This is a genomic window from Gillisella vitis (genome assembly GCF_021559775.1).
Classification (GTDB): domain Bacteria; phylum Pseudomonadota; class Alphaproteobacteria; order Rhizobiales; family Rhizobiaceae; genus Allorhizobium; species Allorhizobium ampelinum.
Window position 1 is genome coordinate 261,060 of record NZ_CP056048.1, and the last position, 15,759, is coordinate 276,818.

The 15,759-nt window shown below is 58.5% G+C and carries 14 protein-coding genes; 8 read left to right on the forward strand and 6 right to left on the reverse strand.

Annotated elements, in window-relative coordinates; genetic code table 11:
• Window positions 1-75: 75 nt before the first annotated feature.
• Both AVCG78_RS18400 and AVCG78_RS18405 read left to right on the forward strand, forming a co-directional pair.
• Window positions 76-2,094 (forward strand): LodA/GoxA family CTQ-dependent oxidase, encoded by a 2,019-nt coding sequence (locus AVCG78_RS18400; RefSeq protein ID WP_071206880.1) that lies wholly within the window; start codon window positions 76-78, stop codon window positions 2,092-2,094.
• The gene (locus AVCG78_RS18405) at window positions 2,078-3,235 is read left to right on the forward strand and encodes an NAD(P)/FAD-dependent oxidoreductase (RefSeq protein WP_081363382.1); all 1,158 of its coding nucleotides are present in this window, start codon (window positions 2,078-2,080) and stop codon (window positions 3,233-3,235) included. Before AVCG78_RS18400 ends, AVCG78_RS18405 begins: the two co-directional genes overlap by 17 nt.
• An 18-nt stretch (window positions 3,236-3,253) precedes the next feature.
• Here AVCG78_RS18405 and mnhG read toward each other — a convergent pair whose 3' ends face one another.
• Genes mnhG through AVCG78_RS18435 form a run of 6 tightly spaced genes read right to left on the reverse strand, consistent with a single transcriptional unit; the run spans window position 3,254 to window position 9,257 of the window.
• Window positions 3,254-3,622 carry a monovalent cation/H(+) antiporter subunit G gene (mnhG, locus tag AVCG78_RS18410; protein ID WP_012653659.1) on the reverse strand — a complete coding sequence of 123 codons (369 nt, stop codon included), beginning with the start codon at window positions 3,620-3,622 and terminating at the stop codon, window positions 3,254-3,256.
• On the reverse strand, window positions 3,619-3,900 hold the full coding sequence (locus AVCG78_RS18415; protein ID WP_012653660.1) for a K+/H+ antiporter subunit F: 282 nt from the start codon (window positions 3,898-3,900) through the stop codon (window positions 3,619-3,621). The genes mnhG and AVCG78_RS18415 overlap by 4 nt, the downstream gene beginning before the upstream one ends.
• The gene (locus AVCG78_RS18420) at window positions 3,897-4,373 is read right to left on the reverse strand and encodes a Na+/H+ antiporter subunit E (protein WP_071206879.1); all 477 of its coding nucleotides are present in this window, start codon (window positions 4,371-4,373) and stop codon (window positions 3,897-3,899) included. The genes AVCG78_RS18415 and AVCG78_RS18420 overlap by 4 nt, the downstream gene beginning before the upstream one ends.
• Window positions 4,373-6,004, reverse strand: a complete 1,632-nt coding sequence (locus AVCG78_RS18425; RefSeq protein WP_071206878.1) for a monovalent cation/H+ antiporter subunit D — start codon at window positions 6,002-6,004, stop codon at window positions 4,373-4,375. Before AVCG78_RS18425 ends, AVCG78_RS18420 begins: the two co-directional genes overlap by 1 nt.
• The gene (locus AVCG78_RS18430; protein WP_012653663.1) at window positions 6,001-6,336 is read right to left on the reverse strand and encodes a Na+/H+ antiporter subunit C; all 336 of its coding nucleotides are present in this window, start codon (window positions 6,334-6,336) and stop codon (window positions 6,001-6,003) included. Before AVCG78_RS18430 ends, AVCG78_RS18425 begins: the two co-directional genes overlap by 4 nt.
• A complete protein-coding gene (locus AVCG78_RS18435) occupies window positions 6,336-9,257 on the reverse strand; it encodes a monovalent cation/H+ antiporter subunit A (protein ID WP_071206877.1) in 2,922 nt (973 codons plus the stop codon). Before AVCG78_RS18435 ends, AVCG78_RS18430 begins: the two co-directional genes overlap by 1 nt.
• 126 nt (window positions 9,258-9,383) lie before the next feature.
• Here AVCG78_RS18435 and AVCG78_RS18440 point away from each other — a divergent pair, with 126 nt between their 5' ends.
• The 6 genes from AVCG78_RS18440 to AVCG78_RS18465 all read left to right on the forward strand — a co-directional run bounded on the left by AVCG78_RS18440 (window position 9,384) and on the right by AVCG78_RS18465 (window position 15,751).
• Window positions 9,384-9,632 carry a helix-turn-helix transcriptional regulator gene (locus tag AVCG78_RS18440; protein ID WP_041698457.1) on the forward strand — a complete coding sequence of 83 codons (249 nt, stop codon included), beginning with the start codon at window positions 9,384-9,386 and terminating at the stop codon, window positions 9,630-9,632.
• A gap of 218 nt (window positions 9,633-9,850) precedes the next feature.
• Window positions 9,851-10,837, forward strand: a complete 987-nt coding sequence (locus AVCG78_RS18445; RefSeq protein WP_071206876.1) for a BMP family protein — start codon at window positions 9,851-9,853, stop codon at window positions 10,835-10,837.
• 7 nt (window positions 10,838-10,844) lie between these two features.
• Window positions 10,845-12,254 carry an amidase gene (locus tag AVCG78_RS18450; RefSeq protein WP_071206875.1) on the forward strand — a complete coding sequence of 470 codons (1,410 nt, stop codon included), beginning with the start codon at window positions 10,845-10,847 and terminating at the stop codon, window positions 12,252-12,254.
• Window positions 12,251-13,771, forward strand: a complete 1,521-nt coding sequence (locus tag AVCG78_RS18455; protein WP_071206874.1) for an ABC transporter ATP-binding protein — start codon at window positions 12,251-12,253, stop codon at window positions 13,769-13,771. The genes AVCG78_RS18450 and AVCG78_RS18455 overlap by 4 nt, the downstream gene beginning before the upstream one ends.
• Entirely contained in the window at window positions 13,761-14,810 is a 1,050-nt protein-coding gene (locus AVCG78_RS18460) for an ABC transporter permease (protein ID WP_071206873.1), read from the forward strand. The genes AVCG78_RS18455 and AVCG78_RS18460 overlap by 11 nt, the downstream gene beginning before the upstream one ends.
• On the forward strand, window positions 14,807-15,751 hold the full coding sequence (locus AVCG78_RS18465; protein WP_071206872.1) for an ABC transporter permease: 945 nt from the start codon (window positions 14,807-14,809) through the stop codon (window positions 15,749-15,751). The genes AVCG78_RS18460 and AVCG78_RS18465 overlap by 4 nt, the downstream gene beginning before the upstream one ends.
• Window positions 15,752-15,759 lie beyond the last annotated feature (8 nt).

The window sequence follows — 15,759 nt, forward strand, 5'->3', positions numbered from 1 at the left end:
ATAACTTTGGGTTGATTATTTTTGAAATATTCTTCTTATGGATGTAATTTATTGGCAATTGAGGAGGAGAGCGCCATGGATCACATGAAAGCATCTGCGGAGAGTACTGCGCCAAAAGGCACAGACACGGTCATCGTGCGCGCCGCAATCCATCCAGCCATCGGCATTGCCCGTATTGGTGATGCCAAAACCGAATATTTCATCGGTCCCGAAGTCACCGATGCGCCGCCTGAAAATGCACCGCCGCCATCATTTTACCGAGACAAGACGGGCGCCATCAAGCGGCAGGCCGCTCGGTTCCGTATCTATGGCTATAATGCTGCCGGCGACGTCGTGAGTGAACTGACCAGCGACAATGCCGATATCCATTGGACCGTGCATGTCGCCAATCGCAAAGCGCAATGGTACCAGTTCCAGTATGCTCTGGATATTCCAGAGGCAATCAATGCGCCTGACAATGCCTTTCCCCTGCGCAATCCCAAAGTCATGGATCGTTCGACACTCGCCATTGATCCCGGCCCCCGCAGTATTTCAGGCCGCGGTGTGTCTGGCCCGGCCTATGCTTTCGACACGGGCACCTTCAAGGCGGCAGCTACCGAGCCGGTTGTCGTGCCGCTGGGTGAACTCCAGACAGATGAGGAAGGGCGGCTGATCTTCCTGGGTGGGCATGGTAAATCGGCCTCGCCAACCAATGCCCCGGTCTATGATCCGGATAACCCGCCAAGTTTTAACAATGCCAATGATTGGTATGACGATACGTCCGACGGCCCTGTGATGGCCGAGATTTCCATCAATGGTCAGTCGATCCCGGTCGAATCGGCCTGGGTGGTGGTCGCACCGCCGAATTACGCGCCCGATATTATCAGCTGGCGCACGATGTATGATCTGATGTGCGATGTGTCGGTTCAGGCGGGCTGGATGCCGATGCCGAGTGAACCGTCCTTCTCGACGGACATCCTGCCGATATTGCAGCGTCTCAGCAATCTGCAATGGGTCAACAAGGGCTTTGCCGCTTATTTTGGCAAAGGCTGCCCGCTGGATTTCAATAATCCCGATCTGCTTGCCAAGCTGTCGCAGAAACCGGCAGGATTGAGGGAGGGCGATGACCCCTATGGCGAGTTGCGCCGCACGCTTTTCAACGGCTTCCGCCCGTCCGCGCCTATTGTGGCCGAGCCTGTGCAATGGCCGCATGTGCAGCCTTGGATCTATGGCGACGCCTTCGGCAGTTTCTCGGAAACTGGCCCCGGCAACATGCTGACCATGACGGGTCTGCAAGAAGCCATTCTGCGCAAATGGGTGGAAGGCAGCTTCATTGACGACTGGCCGGAGGCAATAAAGCCGGTCTCGAAGATTGAGGAGGTTCCGCTTGCTGGGCAGCCGCATATGCTGGATAAGGCCGCCTTGCATTATTGCCTCTCCGATACATTCCACCCGGGCTGCGAGATGACCTGGCCAATGCGCCACGCCAGCCTGTATTCTGCGCCCTTCCGCATCCGTCTGCGTCCAGCTGGTACTCCGGAGCCGGACTATGGAACGACCATGACGCCCATTCTGGTGGAAAAGGTCGGCGGGCCGCTCTACGATCAGCCGCCGGGCGGCATTACCCGGTGGATGGCAATTCCCTGGCAGGGCGACACGGCCTTCTGCCGCTCGGGCTATGATCCTGAATTTGATCCTTATTTGCCAACGTTCTGGGCGGCGCGCGTGCCTAATCAGGTGTTGAGCGAGGAGGATTACAACAAGGTCATCGATGAAACTTTGCCGCGCGCGGAGCGTATTGCGGCCTATAGCCGCCGCGTCAACTGGCTGCGTGCGATCATGAACCACGATACGGCGCAAGTCATGATGGATATGATCGCTGAATTCGGGCAGCTTGGCATTGTCGAGGCACGGCCGGGCGTCAAGGGTGATCCTGATTTTCCTGAATATATCTATGTCGAGACATTGGCCGTCAGCAAACTCAAGCGTGCCGCCGATCATGCGGTTCGCTTGCTTGCAGAGGCTCCGCAGCCGCTGACCAAGCTGGAAAAGGCCGGTTGGGCGAGCCGCGAGCAACTCGAAGCATTTCGAGCTGTGCGTGTCCAAAAGCGTTAAAGACCAGACTCTCACAGCCTCGCCGCAGGGCGACGGGGCTGTGTTTGATGTCGTTGTGGCAGGGGCGGGACCGGCAGGGGCCATTGCCGCCCGTCACCTCGCCCGCGCGGGCCGGTCCGTGGTTATGCTCGACCGGCTGCGTTCTCATGCGCCCCGTCTGGGCGAAACATTGCCGGGTGCTGCGCAAAGGCTTTTGGTTCAGCAGGGGCTTGCCGATCTTGCTGTGCCGGGGCCGCAGCATGCACGGGTTGGCGGTGGGCTGACGGTCTGGGGCGATGGGCATGTGGTGGCAAGCGATACTTTGCGTGACCCCTATGGGCCTGGTCTGCGCCTGGACCGCGCCCAATTCGATGCCGATCTGCGGCAGGCGAGCCTTGAAGCCAGTTGCTTCTGGTGGAAGGTGAATGTCAGTGACATTAAAAGGCAAGACGGGTTGTGGGTGATCGGGCTGGATGACGGCCGCATCCTCCGCGCTTCCTATATTATCGATGCGACGGGGCGCTCGGCGCGGATTGTCCGCCTGCTGGGTGTTGCGCAGCAACGCGGTACGGCGCTGGTCTCGTTGTATCAAGTCGCAAAGCCTCAGAAAAATGCTGATCTGGAGCGGACGCTGATTGAGGCCACGCCGGATGGCTGGATTTATGCGGGCCGGCTTGCCGATGGTTTTTGGGCTATTGGCTATCATACATTGCCCCAGGAGGCTGTGCGGCTGCGGCGATCTCCCGATTACCGGGTTGCCCTTTTTACGGAAACGCCCCATCTGACCTCCTGTCTGGGGGCTTTGGAATGGGTGGGGCCGTTCTTTGCCCGTGATGCCCGTAGTCTCAGCGCCATCACGCCATGCGGCGAGGGTTGGTGTGCTGTCGGGGATGCCGCGCTGGCCTTTGATCCGATTGCAGGTCAAGGCCTGTTCAACGCCCTGCGCACTGGAGTGGCCGCCGCAGAGGGCATTCTTGCTTCTCCAGCGGCGGGCTTATCAGCTTACGCGCAGGAGCTGTCGCGTGTCCGGGCAATCTATACAACCCGGCGGCAAAGCCTCTATCGCTCCGAAAGCCGTTGGCTGGACCGTGATTTCTGGAAAACCCAGCAAGATCAGGTGGCTGTACCCGTGGATGTGGGTCGCCAACACGTCGCCACATGAGGGCCGGTCAGCGGTATCTCACTCCGCTTGAGACTTTGCAATCTGTTTGGGCGGAACATTTCCATTCCTCTCGACCCGGTCCCGGTGAAGGGCCGCACGGGCCAGCATCATCAGCGTGACCGGTGTCGTGACCGTGACGAGAATGCCGATCAGAATTTCATGGATCGCTAAGCGTGATGATGCCACTGAGAAAAAGATCATCGATCCAAGCATGATCCCGCCAACGCCCCAGCTGGTTCCAAGCGTGGGCGCGTGGATGCGTTCATAGAATGTTGGCAGGCGCAGAAATCCGATGGCGCCAATCAGCGCCAGCGTTGCGCCGGCCAGCAGGAAAAAGGCTACGCATATGGCGGCCCAAACGGGAATATCTGTTGCGGAATAGATCATTCGATCACCTCCCCACGCATCAGAAATTTACCCAGGGCAACGGAGGCGACAAATCCCAACATACCGATCACCAGGGCGGCTTCAAAATAAATTTGCCGGCCCGTGCCGACACCGAAAGTCACCAGGAGCAACATGGCATTGATGTAGAACGTATCAAGGCCGATGATCCGGTCCTGAGCGCGGGGTCCGATGAACATCCGCACTGACACGATGGCCATGGAGGCCACGAGCATCAATTGGGCGAGCGAGACAGCGCTGAAGAGAATAATTGCGCTCATGCGAATATCTCCAATAGCAGTTTTTCGTAGCGGTTCTTGATCGTATCGCGCCAGATGGTTTCGTCTTTGATATCGAGCACATGAAGAAGCACGGAATTGTCGTTGGAATCATATTCAAGCCAGGCCGAACCCGGCGTGCTTGTCAGGATCACCGCCAGCACGGCCAGTGCGAACTGGCTTTTGATCTCCAGTTGAATAATCACAAATCCCGGATCATGCTGTCGAGATCCGCTTCTGATGATGATAGCGGCGACGGCAATGTTCGACTTGGCGATATCGTAAAGGACGACAAGAAACAGCTTGGGGAGAAGATACCATTTTCTCAGGCGCGGCTTTTCAGGACGCAGCGATGCCATGGCCCAGCCTGCGAAGACGGCGACGAATATGCCCAGGATCAAATGGCCAAGGGTGAAACCATTGAGCAGCAGCCACATGACAACAAGTGACAGGGTCAGAACCGGATAGGGCAACATTACTCGCTCTCCTTTCCGGTGCTGGACAGGTTTTTGAAGCCGGGAATTTGCGTCGCATTGCGGACCGCATTGATGTAATTTGCCGGGGTGCTCAATGCGCGGATCGTCGTGTCCATATAGTGCATCGCTGGCCCGGCCTGGATGGTGAGAGCGAGCGTGAGCGCTAGCAGAAACATCACAGGAACGATTTCGATAACAAGGACACGCGGAACGGTGCCTTCGATCGAGCTCCAGAACGTGCGAATGCCGGCGCGGGTCATGGAAATCAGCGCGGCGATGCCCGACAGGATGACCAGCACGATCAGCGCCCAGATCGCCATGGTTGGCGGCGAACCGATGGCACCGGTGCCCATCATGGCCGACAGCATCGCGAATTTGGCGATGAAGCCGGACAGGGGCGGCAGGCCGGAGAGCAGTATTCCGCAGGCAGCAAAACAAATGCCAAGAATGGCCATGGTGCCGGGCATCGTGACGCCCTCTTCCTCATAGGGCGCCTGCTCATCCGCATCGCCATAGGCATCCATCGTTACCGCAAGGACATTGGCACCAGCATCCTGTCCGCGCTCGACAAGCTCGATCAGCATGAAGAATGCGCTGATGGTCAGTGTCGAACTGACAAGATAAAGCAGAGCTCCTGAGGAGACGGCCCCGTCATTGATGCCGACCACCATCAACAAGGTGCCCGAAGACACCAGAACCGAAAACCCGGCCAGCCGCCCAAGCGCCTGCGAGGCGAGGACACCAATCGTCCCGAAAACAAGCGTTGCCATGCCGCCATAGAGCAGCACGCCCGCGCCGAAGCCAGCTGACGGGCCTTCTGCGAACAACAGCATGGTTAGCCGCAGGATGACATAGATCCCGAGCTTGCTCATGATGGCGAAAATTCCGGCCACGGGAGCCGACGCTGCACTATAGGCGGTTGGCAGCCAGAAGCAGAGCGGCCACATGCCCGCCTTGATGAGGAAGACGACACCCAATATGCCAGCGCCTGCCTCCATCAACATGCGACGGTCCGGTTCCATTTCCGGAATGCGGGCCGCAAGATCGGCCATGTTGAGGGTGCCAGCCGTGCCGTAAATCAAGCTGACGCCGATCAGAAACAGCAGGGCGGCCACCAGGTTGACGGCAATGTAGTGCAGCCCAGCCTTGACCCGAAGTGGGCCGGACCCATGCAGCAGGAGACCATAGGACGCGGCCAGCATCACCTCGAAAAACACGAAGAGATTGAAAAGGTCACCGGTCAGGAAAGCCCCATTGACCCCCATCAGCAGCAGTTGGAACATGCTGTGAAAATGCGCGCCGACCGCATGCCAGCGGGCGAAGGAAAACACCAAGGCCGGGATGGCGAGCAAGGCCGTTAGCAGCAGCATCAGGGCCGATAGACCATCCAGAACCAGCACGATGCCGAACGGCGCCGCCCAGTTTCCGACCAGATAGACATTCTCAAAACTGTTCGGCCCGCTCTCGATGCGAAACAGAATGATGGCGATGGCTGCCAGTGCGACTGCGGATGCAAGGCTGATCATCGCCTTGGTCAGTCTCTGCCGCTCATCGACAAGCAGAAGCACGGCACTGGCAACCAACGGCACCAGCACGGGCGCAATGATCAGATGGTGGGCCCAACCATTCATTTTGGTTCGTTCCTCCCATCGACATGGTCGCTTCCCGTCAGACCGCGCGAGGCCAGCAGCACCACGAGAAACAGGGCGGTCGTTGCAAAGCCGATGACGATAGCTGTGAGAACGAGAGCTTGCGGCACAGGGTCCGCCAGATGGCCAGCGCCGTCATCGCCAAGAATGGGTGGCACATTCGCCTTGACGCCACCAACACCGAAGATGAACAAATTGACGGCATAGGATAGCAGTGAAAGCCCGACGATTACCTGATAGGTGCGAGGCCGCAGGATGAGCCAGACGCCGCAGCCGGTCATAACGCCGATGGCGATCGATAGAACAAGCTCCATCACCCTTCCTCCGATTTCGAGGCATCAATCATGCGCAGGCGATTGATGCGCAAGGACTGATGCGCGAGAGCGACGAGAATAAGAACCGTGGAGCCGACCACCAGGGCGAACACGCCGAGATCAAATAGCAGCGCCGTTGCCGCCGGGATCTTGCCGATCAACGGGAGATCGATATAGCGGGAATGCGAGGTGAGGAACGGATATCCCAGCAACCAGGCGCCGATGCCGGTGGCGACGGCGGTCAACAGGCCTGCACCCATCCAGCGCAGCGGCAGGATACGGATACGATCTTCCGCCCAGCGGGTGCCGCCCGCCAGATATTGCAGCAGAAACGCAATCGACAGCGTCAACCCCGCAGAAAAACCACCGCCCGGCAGGTCATGTCCACGCATGAACAGGTAAACCGACAACGTGACGATAACTGGAAACAGCCATTGCATGATGACCGAGGGGATCAGAAGATAATCGCGCACCGTATCGCCCGCTGACCGCTCTGGCCGCTCCTCATCGAAGCGGTTTTGCGCCTGCTGCTGTTCCGGCATGCCCATGCTGTCTTCGGCAGGGCGGAAGCGGCGCAAAAGCCCGTAGACTGTCAGTGCGACAACCCCGAGAACGGCAATCTCGCCCAGCGTATCGAAACCACGGAAATCCACCAGTATGACATTGACCACATTGCGGCCACCGCCCTGCGAATAGGCGTTTTCCAGGAAATAGCTGGCGATGGCATCGGGAACCGGCATGGTCATCACCGCATAGGCGGTGAACGACATGGCGACCCCGCAAAGAACTGCAAGAGCGAAATCCCGAAACCGGCGAAAGCGCGCGCTCAAGGTCATTGTTTCGCCAAGTCCTTCGGATCGCTTGGGAAGCCAGCGCAGGCCGAGAAGGATGAGGACTGTGGTGACGATTTCGACCAGCAATTGCGTGATGGCCAGATCGGGTGCCGAGAGCCAGACGAAGGTGAGGCAGACGATAAGACCGACGCCACCGAGCATCACCAATGATGCGAGACGGTGGTATTTCGCCAGATAGGCGGTGCCGATGGCAAGGCAGATGCCGATGGCCCAAAGGGCTGCAAACACCGGATCGGCGCCGGAATAGACAAGCGGGCGAACCTCGAAGCCTCTGATATAAAGAGGCAGCATTCCTGCCGCAAAACCCACTGTCACCAGCCAGCGAAGTTGCGGCTGTAGCTTGCGGGTGCCGAGGCGACGTTCGGCGATACGCGCCCAGTGCCAGGACACTTCAACGATAACGCGCTCGAAAATGCGCTGGCCTTTGAACCTGTGAAAAAACGGCGGGCCATCGTGGCACCGGGCGAGATAGTCCTTCAACAGGAAATAGATCACTCCGCCGCCGACAAGGGCGATCATGCTCATCACCAATGGCAGATTGACGCCATGCCAGATTGCCAGACTGTATTCCGGTGTGTCGGCCCTGAGAACACTGACGACGGCGACGTGAAGAAAGGGACCGATCGAGATTGCCGGGATGATGCCGACAATCAGGCAGGCCAGCACAAGAAACTCCACGGGAAACCGCATCCAGCGCGGTGGCTCGTGCGGACGGGCAACCGGGAGATCCTGAGGCGGCGGGCCAAAGAATACGGTGTGGATGAACCGCAGCGAATAGGCGACGCTGAAGGCACTGGCAAGCGTTGCGACATAGGGCAGGATGGTGTCCAGGATCGAATCCGCATGGGTTTCAACGGCTTCGGCGAAGAACATTTCCTTGGACAGAAAGCCGTTGAGAAGCGGAACGCCAGCCATCGCCGCGCTGGCGACTATGGCAAGCGTTGCGGTGAACGGCATGAACCGGAACAGCCCGCTCAACCGCCGCATGTCACGGGTTCCCGTCTCGTGATCGATGATCCCTGCTGCCATGAACAGCGATGCCTTGAAGGTCGCATGGTTCAGCATGTGGAAAATAGCCGCCACCGTTGCCAATGGACTTCCCAGGCTGAGCAATGTGGTGATCAGTCCGAGATGGCTGATGGTCGAATAGGCCAGCAGCCCTTTGAGATCCTGCTGGAACATCGCAAAATAGGCACCGAGCAACAAGGTTGTGATCCCAGCGGCTCCGACGATCCAGAACCATTCATTGGTGCCTGATAGCACAGGCCAGAAACGCACCAGCAGAAACACCCCGGCTTTGACCATGGTCGCTGAATGGAGAAAGGCCGAAACAGGCGTTGGAGCGGCCATGGCGTTCGGTAGCCAGAAATGAAACGGAAACTGGGCGCTTTTCGTCAGTGCGCCGAGCAATATGAACACCAGGGCGGGGACATAAAGGGAATGTTCGCGAATGACATTGCCGGAGTCGAGTATGGTATCGAGGTCATAGCTGCCGACGATATTGCCGAGCAGAATAAGGCCGATCAACAGGCAGAAGCCGCCGATCCCGGTAATGGTCAGCGCCATTCGGGCACCGTCGCGCGCGTTGGGATTATTATGCCAATAGCTGATCAGCAGGAATGAAAAGATGCTTGTCAGCTCCCAGAAGACTGACAGGAGGATGACATTGCCCGAAAGCACGATGCCAAGCATCGCGCCCATGAAGGCCAGCAGGAAGGAGAAGAACCGGGGAACCGGATCTTCTTCCGACATATAATAGCGGGCATACAGCACGACCAGAAAGCCGATGGCTGCGATCAGCATGGTGAAGATCCAGGCCAGGCCATCCATCCGCAGCGTAAAATCCAGACCAAGCTGCGGGAGCCATGGCATGTTGAATTTTACGACGCCGCCATCAGCGACCGCCGGATAGAGACTTGCCGTCAGCGCCAGCGAAATGAGCATGACAATAGCGGCCGAGCCTGCCGGAAGGCGGCGAGACGGCGTATTCAGCAAAAATACAGATAAGAGACTTCCGACGAAAGGCAGAAGCAGGAGAACAACGAGCAGAGACGGTCCAGCTGTTATCCCAATGCTGTGTTCCTTTTTGATTCGAGCCCGGAATGCCTATGCCGCACAATGGATTGGCATCTAGCGACCCGCGCTTTATTGCGCTATATGATGGATATCAATCAATATGGGTGATACTTGGCGATGGGTCAAGGAAACGAGTCCAAGTTTTTAACACCAGCGCTGTGTCGCGCGGCACGCGGCCTTCTGGATTGGACGCAACAGGACCTTGCCGAGCGAGCGGGTGTCTCACGTAGCACCATTAAAGATTACGAAAACTGTCGTCACGATCTCCATCGTGCCACCGCAGCCCAGTTGAGCCTTGCATTGGAAGGGGGAGGCGTCGTCTTCCTTCACCTTGATGATGGCAAAGTTGGGCTATGCTCCAAATGATAATGACATTGATGCGGCCAGAAGGCTTTCTTCCCGGCGGAAGTTAGAATTATTGCCCAAGTCTCTGGCTGAAGTTTCGTTGTCCTGTCGTCTTGCGCAGTATATCTGTCCGGTTGCAGAGCTACGAATCTGCTTATTTTATAATCGCTCAACGTGCTTGACACATTTTTAGGCCACCCTTAACAATTTCTACCAAATGGTAAAAAAAGGGGTTCAGAATGGGTAAGCAGTTTTTGATGTCGCGTCGGTCCGTTCTGGCGTCGGGCATGGCTTTGGGTGTCAGCGCTTTTGCGCCATCCTTGCGGGCGGCAGCGCCGATTAAGGTGGCGGGCATTCATGGTTCGCCGGTGGAAAATGCCTGGAATTCAGTCCTGCACAAAGCTTTACAGGATGCCGCCAAGGAAGGCGTTATTGAATACGTGTTTTCCGAAGGTGTATCCGGCACCGATTATCCGCGCGCAATGCGCGAATATGCCGAGCAGAATGCCAAATTGATCATTGGCGAAACCTTCCCCGTCGAAAAGCAGGCACGCGAAGTGGCCGCCGATTATCCACAGACGGCCTTTGTCATGGGCTCCAGCGGCAAGCTGTCTGGCGATAATTTCGGGGTTTTCGGCACCTGGAATTTCGATGGTGCCTATCTGGCCGGGATGCTGGCTGGCAAGATGACCAAATCCAACATCGTCGGCTCTGTTGGTGCCATGCCGATCCCGGAAGTCAACATGCTGATCAATGCCTTTGGCGCAGGCGTAAAAGCCGTTAACCCCAATGCCAAGCATCTTGTGACCTTCATCGGCACGTTCTTCGATCCGCCAAAAGCACGCGAAGCGGGCCTTGCCCAGATTGATGCAGGCGCAGACATCCTGTTTGGCGAACGCATTGGCACGGCAGATGCGGCCAAGGAACGCGGCATCAAATCCGTTGGCTCGTTGATCGATTACACCCCTCGTTATCCCAATACGGTGTTTGCCAACGCGTTGTGGAATTTCCGCCCGATCCTCAATGCGGCTCTGGCCGATGTTGCAGCAGGCAAACCCACCGGGCGCGATTACACCGCCTATGGCCTGATGAAGGAAGGCGGCAGCGATATTGTTTTCGTCAAGGGTGTGGCACCTGCTGATGCCGAAGCGGCCATGGAAGCCAAGCGCGCCGAGATCAAGGCGGGAACGTTTGAAGTGCCAAAGATCATGACCGAGCCAAAGTAAGCCAACCATGCAAGCTGATGCTACTGCTCTGGCCCAAGCGATCGCACACGGTCGCTTGTCTGCCACCGAGGCAATGCAGGCCTCAATTTCCGCCGCTGAGACGCTCAACGATCTGGGTACCATTGCCTATATGGATGCGGAAAAAGGCCTTGAAGCGGCGAGGGCACTTGATGCCCTGCCGCTGGACGCCAAGCCGCGCTCTGCAATGGCCTTTGGGGGTGTACCAACGCTTGCCAAGGATCTGGGTGGGCCGTTTGCCGGTTTTCCGGTGGTGGCGGGATCAAGGCTCATGGCGCGCCGTGGCGGGCTGGTTGATTCCGATCTGGCGGAGCGTTTCCGCAGCGAAGGCTTTTGCGTTTTCGGCCTGACCACCAGCCCGGAATTCGGCCTTTCGCTGGCAAGCGAGCCGCATATTGGTCCTATCTGCCGTAATCCGCTGGATCGGGCCCGCACAGCTGGCGGGTCTTCCGGTGGTGCTGCGGCCGCTGTTGCTGCTGGCATTGTGGCCATTGCCCATGCCACCGATGCGGGCGGCTCCATCCGCGTGCCCGCCGCCTGCTGCGGCCTTGTTGGCCTGAAACCCAGCCGAGGGGCCATGCCCTCTGGCCCCAGCTTTGGCAATCATTTGGGCGGCATTGCCAGCGAGCTGGTCGTTTCCCGATCCGTGCGCGACACCGCAACCAGCTTTTCTGTGCTCAGTGGCAATGTGGAAGGTCCATTCCCGCCATTTTCACCCACGCCGCCAAAGGCTGGCCGCTTGCGCATCGGCATTCTCACCGACACGGGCGATCAATATGCCACCGACAGTGACCGCTTGGTGGCCATTGATGAGGCAGGGCGGGCATTGGAAGCCGATGGTCATCAGCTCGTGCCCATTGCCTTTTCACAAATCGCCCAGCCAGCGGCGGCAAGCAATGATGCCTTTGTCAATATCGTTTGCGCCAATCTTGCCGAGACGTTTTCGAAATTCAACCTTGATGCATCCAAGACGGAAACACTGACGCAGGCGACCATTGAGCGCGGACTGGCACTGCCCGCCGCCCATCTGTGGCGCAGCCTTAACGCCATGGTGCTTGTCAGCCGCGACCTCTGGCGGCTGTTTGACGATGTCGATTGTCTGTTGTGCCCGATGCTATCATCAGCACCCTTGCCGATTGGCTCTTTCCCCAGCGATCATCGCGATACCGATCTGCATTTCGACCGCATGGCCCGCTTTGCACCGCTCGCAGCCCTTGCCAATGCATCAGGATGCCCAGCCATCACGCTGCCCTATGGAAGCGATGCTTCCGGCTTGCCGCTGCCGGTGCAAATGCTGGCCCCGATGGGCAGTGAGCCGCTGCTTTTGCAACTGGCCGCCCGCCTTGAGAGTGACCAACGGTTCCAGCAGAGATTCCCGATTGCTGGATTCACGCCATGACCGTGCCCGTGCTGGACATTCTGGGTGTCAGCAAACGGTTTGGCAGCAATCTCGCCAATGATGATATTTCGCTATCACTGGCGAAGGGCGAAATTCTGGCGCTGCTGGGGGAAAACGGGGCCGGGAAAACCACCCTGATGAGCATCCTGTTTGGCCATTATGTGCCAGATTCCGGCAAGGTTCTGGTTGAGGGCAAAGAGTTGCCGCCGGGCAAGCCACGCGCCGCCATTCGGGCAGGTATCGGCATGGTGCATCAGCACTTTTCGCTGGCCCCAAACCTAACCGTTCTGGAAAACGTCACAACGGGCACTGAGAGCCTATGGTCCCTGCGGTCGCGGCGTGCGCAGGCACGGGAAAAGCTCATGGCCATTTCCAGCCGCTTTGGCCTGAAAGTTGATCCCGATGCCCGCCTCGGCGATCTCTCGGTGGGCGAACAGCAGCGGGTCGAAATTCTCAAAGCGCTCTACAATGATGCCCGCATTCTGGTGCTGGATGAACCGACCGCTGTTCTCACTCAAGTTGAAGCAGAAATGCTGTTTACGACCTTGAAGGATATGGCGGCACAGGGCCTTTCGCTGATTTTCATTTCTCACAAACTCGATGAGGTCATGTCTGCCGCCGACCGGATCGTGGTGCTGCGCGGTGGACGGCGGGTGGCGGAGCGCAAGGCAGCGGAGACCAGCAAGGCAGAGCTTGCCGAGCTAATGGTGGGACGCACTGTGACCCGACCTGTACGTGACGCCTCCACTCCGGGTGATATTGTTCTGGAAGCAGCACACCTGACCGTCCGCAAAGACGGCGTTGACGTACTGAAGGCAATCGATTTCCGGCTGCGGGCTGGCGAGGTTCTCGGCATCATTGGTGTTTCGGGCAATGGTCAGGGCGTTCTAGCGCAAGTGCTCTCCGGCACCATGCCGCATACGGCTGGCGACCTTCTGTTGTTTGGCACCCCGGTGGAGAACCTGTCGGTGGCAGATGTCGTAACGGCAGGCATCGGTCGCATCCCCGAAGACCGCAACAAGGAAGGCGTGATCGGCGAGATGGCAATTTGGGAAAATGCCATTCTTGAGCGGCTCCCGGCCTTTTCACAGCACGGCCTAGTCAACCGCAAGGCAGGCATGGAATTTGCGCGCACCATCATCGAGCAATTCGATGTGCGCGGCGGCACACCCGCCAGCCGCATCCGTCTGCTGTCCGGCGGCAATATGCAAAAACTCATTCTGGGTCGCAACCTCATCAATCGCCCCCGTATTCTTCTGGCCGCCCAACCCGCGCGGGGTCTGGATGAAGGGGCCGTGGCCGCCGTGCACGAGCGCATTCTCGAGGCCCGCCGGGCTGGAACTGCTGTGCTGCTGATTTCCGAGGATCTAGACGAAGTTATGGCGCTTGCCGACCGCATTCAAGCCATTGTTGGTGGCAGGCTGTCGCCGCCGATCAATGCCGAAGATGCCAATGCCCGCAAACTCGGCCTGATAATGGCTGGCGAATGGCAGGCGGAGGTGTCCCATGCGGTTTGAGCGACGCGAACATCGACCTCTTGTGCTGGTCATCGCCACGCCGATCATGGCCATTGTCGCCGCGCTGGCGATCTCAGGCATTCTTATTGCGATTGCAGGTGCGCCGGTTGTGGAAGCCTACTGGCGGATTCTGATCGGTGCTTTCGGCTCACGGCTTTCGACCACGGAAACGCTCACCCGCGCGACGCCTTTGATGCTGACAGGTCTTTCTGCGGCAGTGGCGTTTCGGGCGCGCCTGTGGAATATCGGGGCCGAGGGCCAGCTTTATCTCGGTGCCATCACCGTTGCGGCGGCAAGTTCGCATCTTTTGGGTGATTTTGCCCCAGTCGTCCAGATTCCCGCCCTGCTGATCCTCGGTGCGCTCGCGGGCATGGTTTTGTTGCTCGTGCCGCTTTGGCTGCGCCTGCGCTTTTCCGTGGACGAAGTGGTGACGACCTTGCTGCTGAATTTCGTTGCGGTGCTGTTTGTCTCAATGCTGATTGATACCGTGTTGAAAGACCCGATGGCTTTCGGTTGGCCGCAATCGCAATCGGTGGCTGACGCTGCCATGCTGCCAAAACTGTTGGCGCGCTCACGCCTGCATTTGGGCCTTGTCATTGCGGTGGTGCTGGCGCTCGTGCTGCATTTTGTCCAACAGCGCACGGTGTTTGGCATTCGCTCACGAGCGGCTGGCCTTAACCCGGCAGGGGCCGTTTTTGCAGGCGTGCCGCTTGGCCGCACGCTGGTCACGGTTGCCTGCATTTCCGGGGGTCTTGCCGGGCTTGCAGGTGCTGTGGAAGTCATGGGCGTCAAGGGCTATGTGACCACGGATCTCTCTCCCGGTTATGGCTATTCCGGCATTGTGGTGGCCATGCTGGCCAATCTCAATCCGCTGGGCGTTGTGCTGGCGGCACTGTTTACCGCCACCATGTTCGTCGGAGCCGACGGCATGAGCCGCGCCATGGGCATTCCGAGCTATATTGCGGATGTGACGGTGGCTCTATCGCTGCTGACCATGCTGGTCGCGCTGTTTTTCACCCAATACAGGATTGTCCGATGAGCGCTATGATGGACATCCTTGCTTCAACCGGCCTGTGGGCTGCCGTCCTCAGGATTGCGACGCCCTTGATTTTCGGCACGCTCGGCGCGCTGCTGTGCGAGCGCGCGGGTGTGCTCAATCTCGGCATCGAAGGCATCATGACGTTCGGTGCCATGATCGGCTGGTTATCGGTCTATCACGGCGCTGATCTGTGGACTGGCCTGCTGATCGCGGCACTGGCGGGCGGTGTTTTTGGTGCATTACATGCGCTTTTGACCGTGACCCTCGGGCTATCCCAGCATGTCTGTGGCCTCGGAATCACGCTGTTTGCCTCCAGTTTCAGCTATTACACCTTCCGCCTGGCAGTTCCAGTCGCGGGAACTCCGCCAACCATCGTTCCGTTCAAGCCGATTGCGATTCCGGGTCTCAGCGATCTGCCCTTTGTCGGGCCTGCCTTTTTCGTGCAGACACCGCCAACCTATCTCGCCATTCTGCTGGCGGTCATTTTGGCCTATGTCATCTTTCGCACGCCGCTTGGCCTTGCCATCCGCATGACAGGTGAAAATCCCCATGCAGCGGAAGCGCAAGGAATCAATCCAATGGCGGTGCGCTATGGTGCCGTGATTGCTGGCTCGGCCTTGATGGGCATGGCAGGCGCTTTTCTGACATTGTCGGCGTTCAACAGCTTTTTCCCCACCATGGTGCAAGGGCGCGGCTGGATCTGCATTGCACTCGTGGTGTTTTCCTCATGGCGACCGGGCCGGGCGCTGCTGGGTGCGCTGCTTTTTGCGTTTTTCGATGGCTTTCAACTGCGCCTGCAAACGGCGCTCGGTGGGGCCGTGCCCTACCAACTATTTCTGATGACCCCCTACATCCTGTCCATCGCCGCCCTTGCGGTGATGGCGCGCCGCGCCCGCGTGCCGCAGGCGCTGATGCAACCCTATCGGCGCGGCGAGCGCTGAACCAAGGA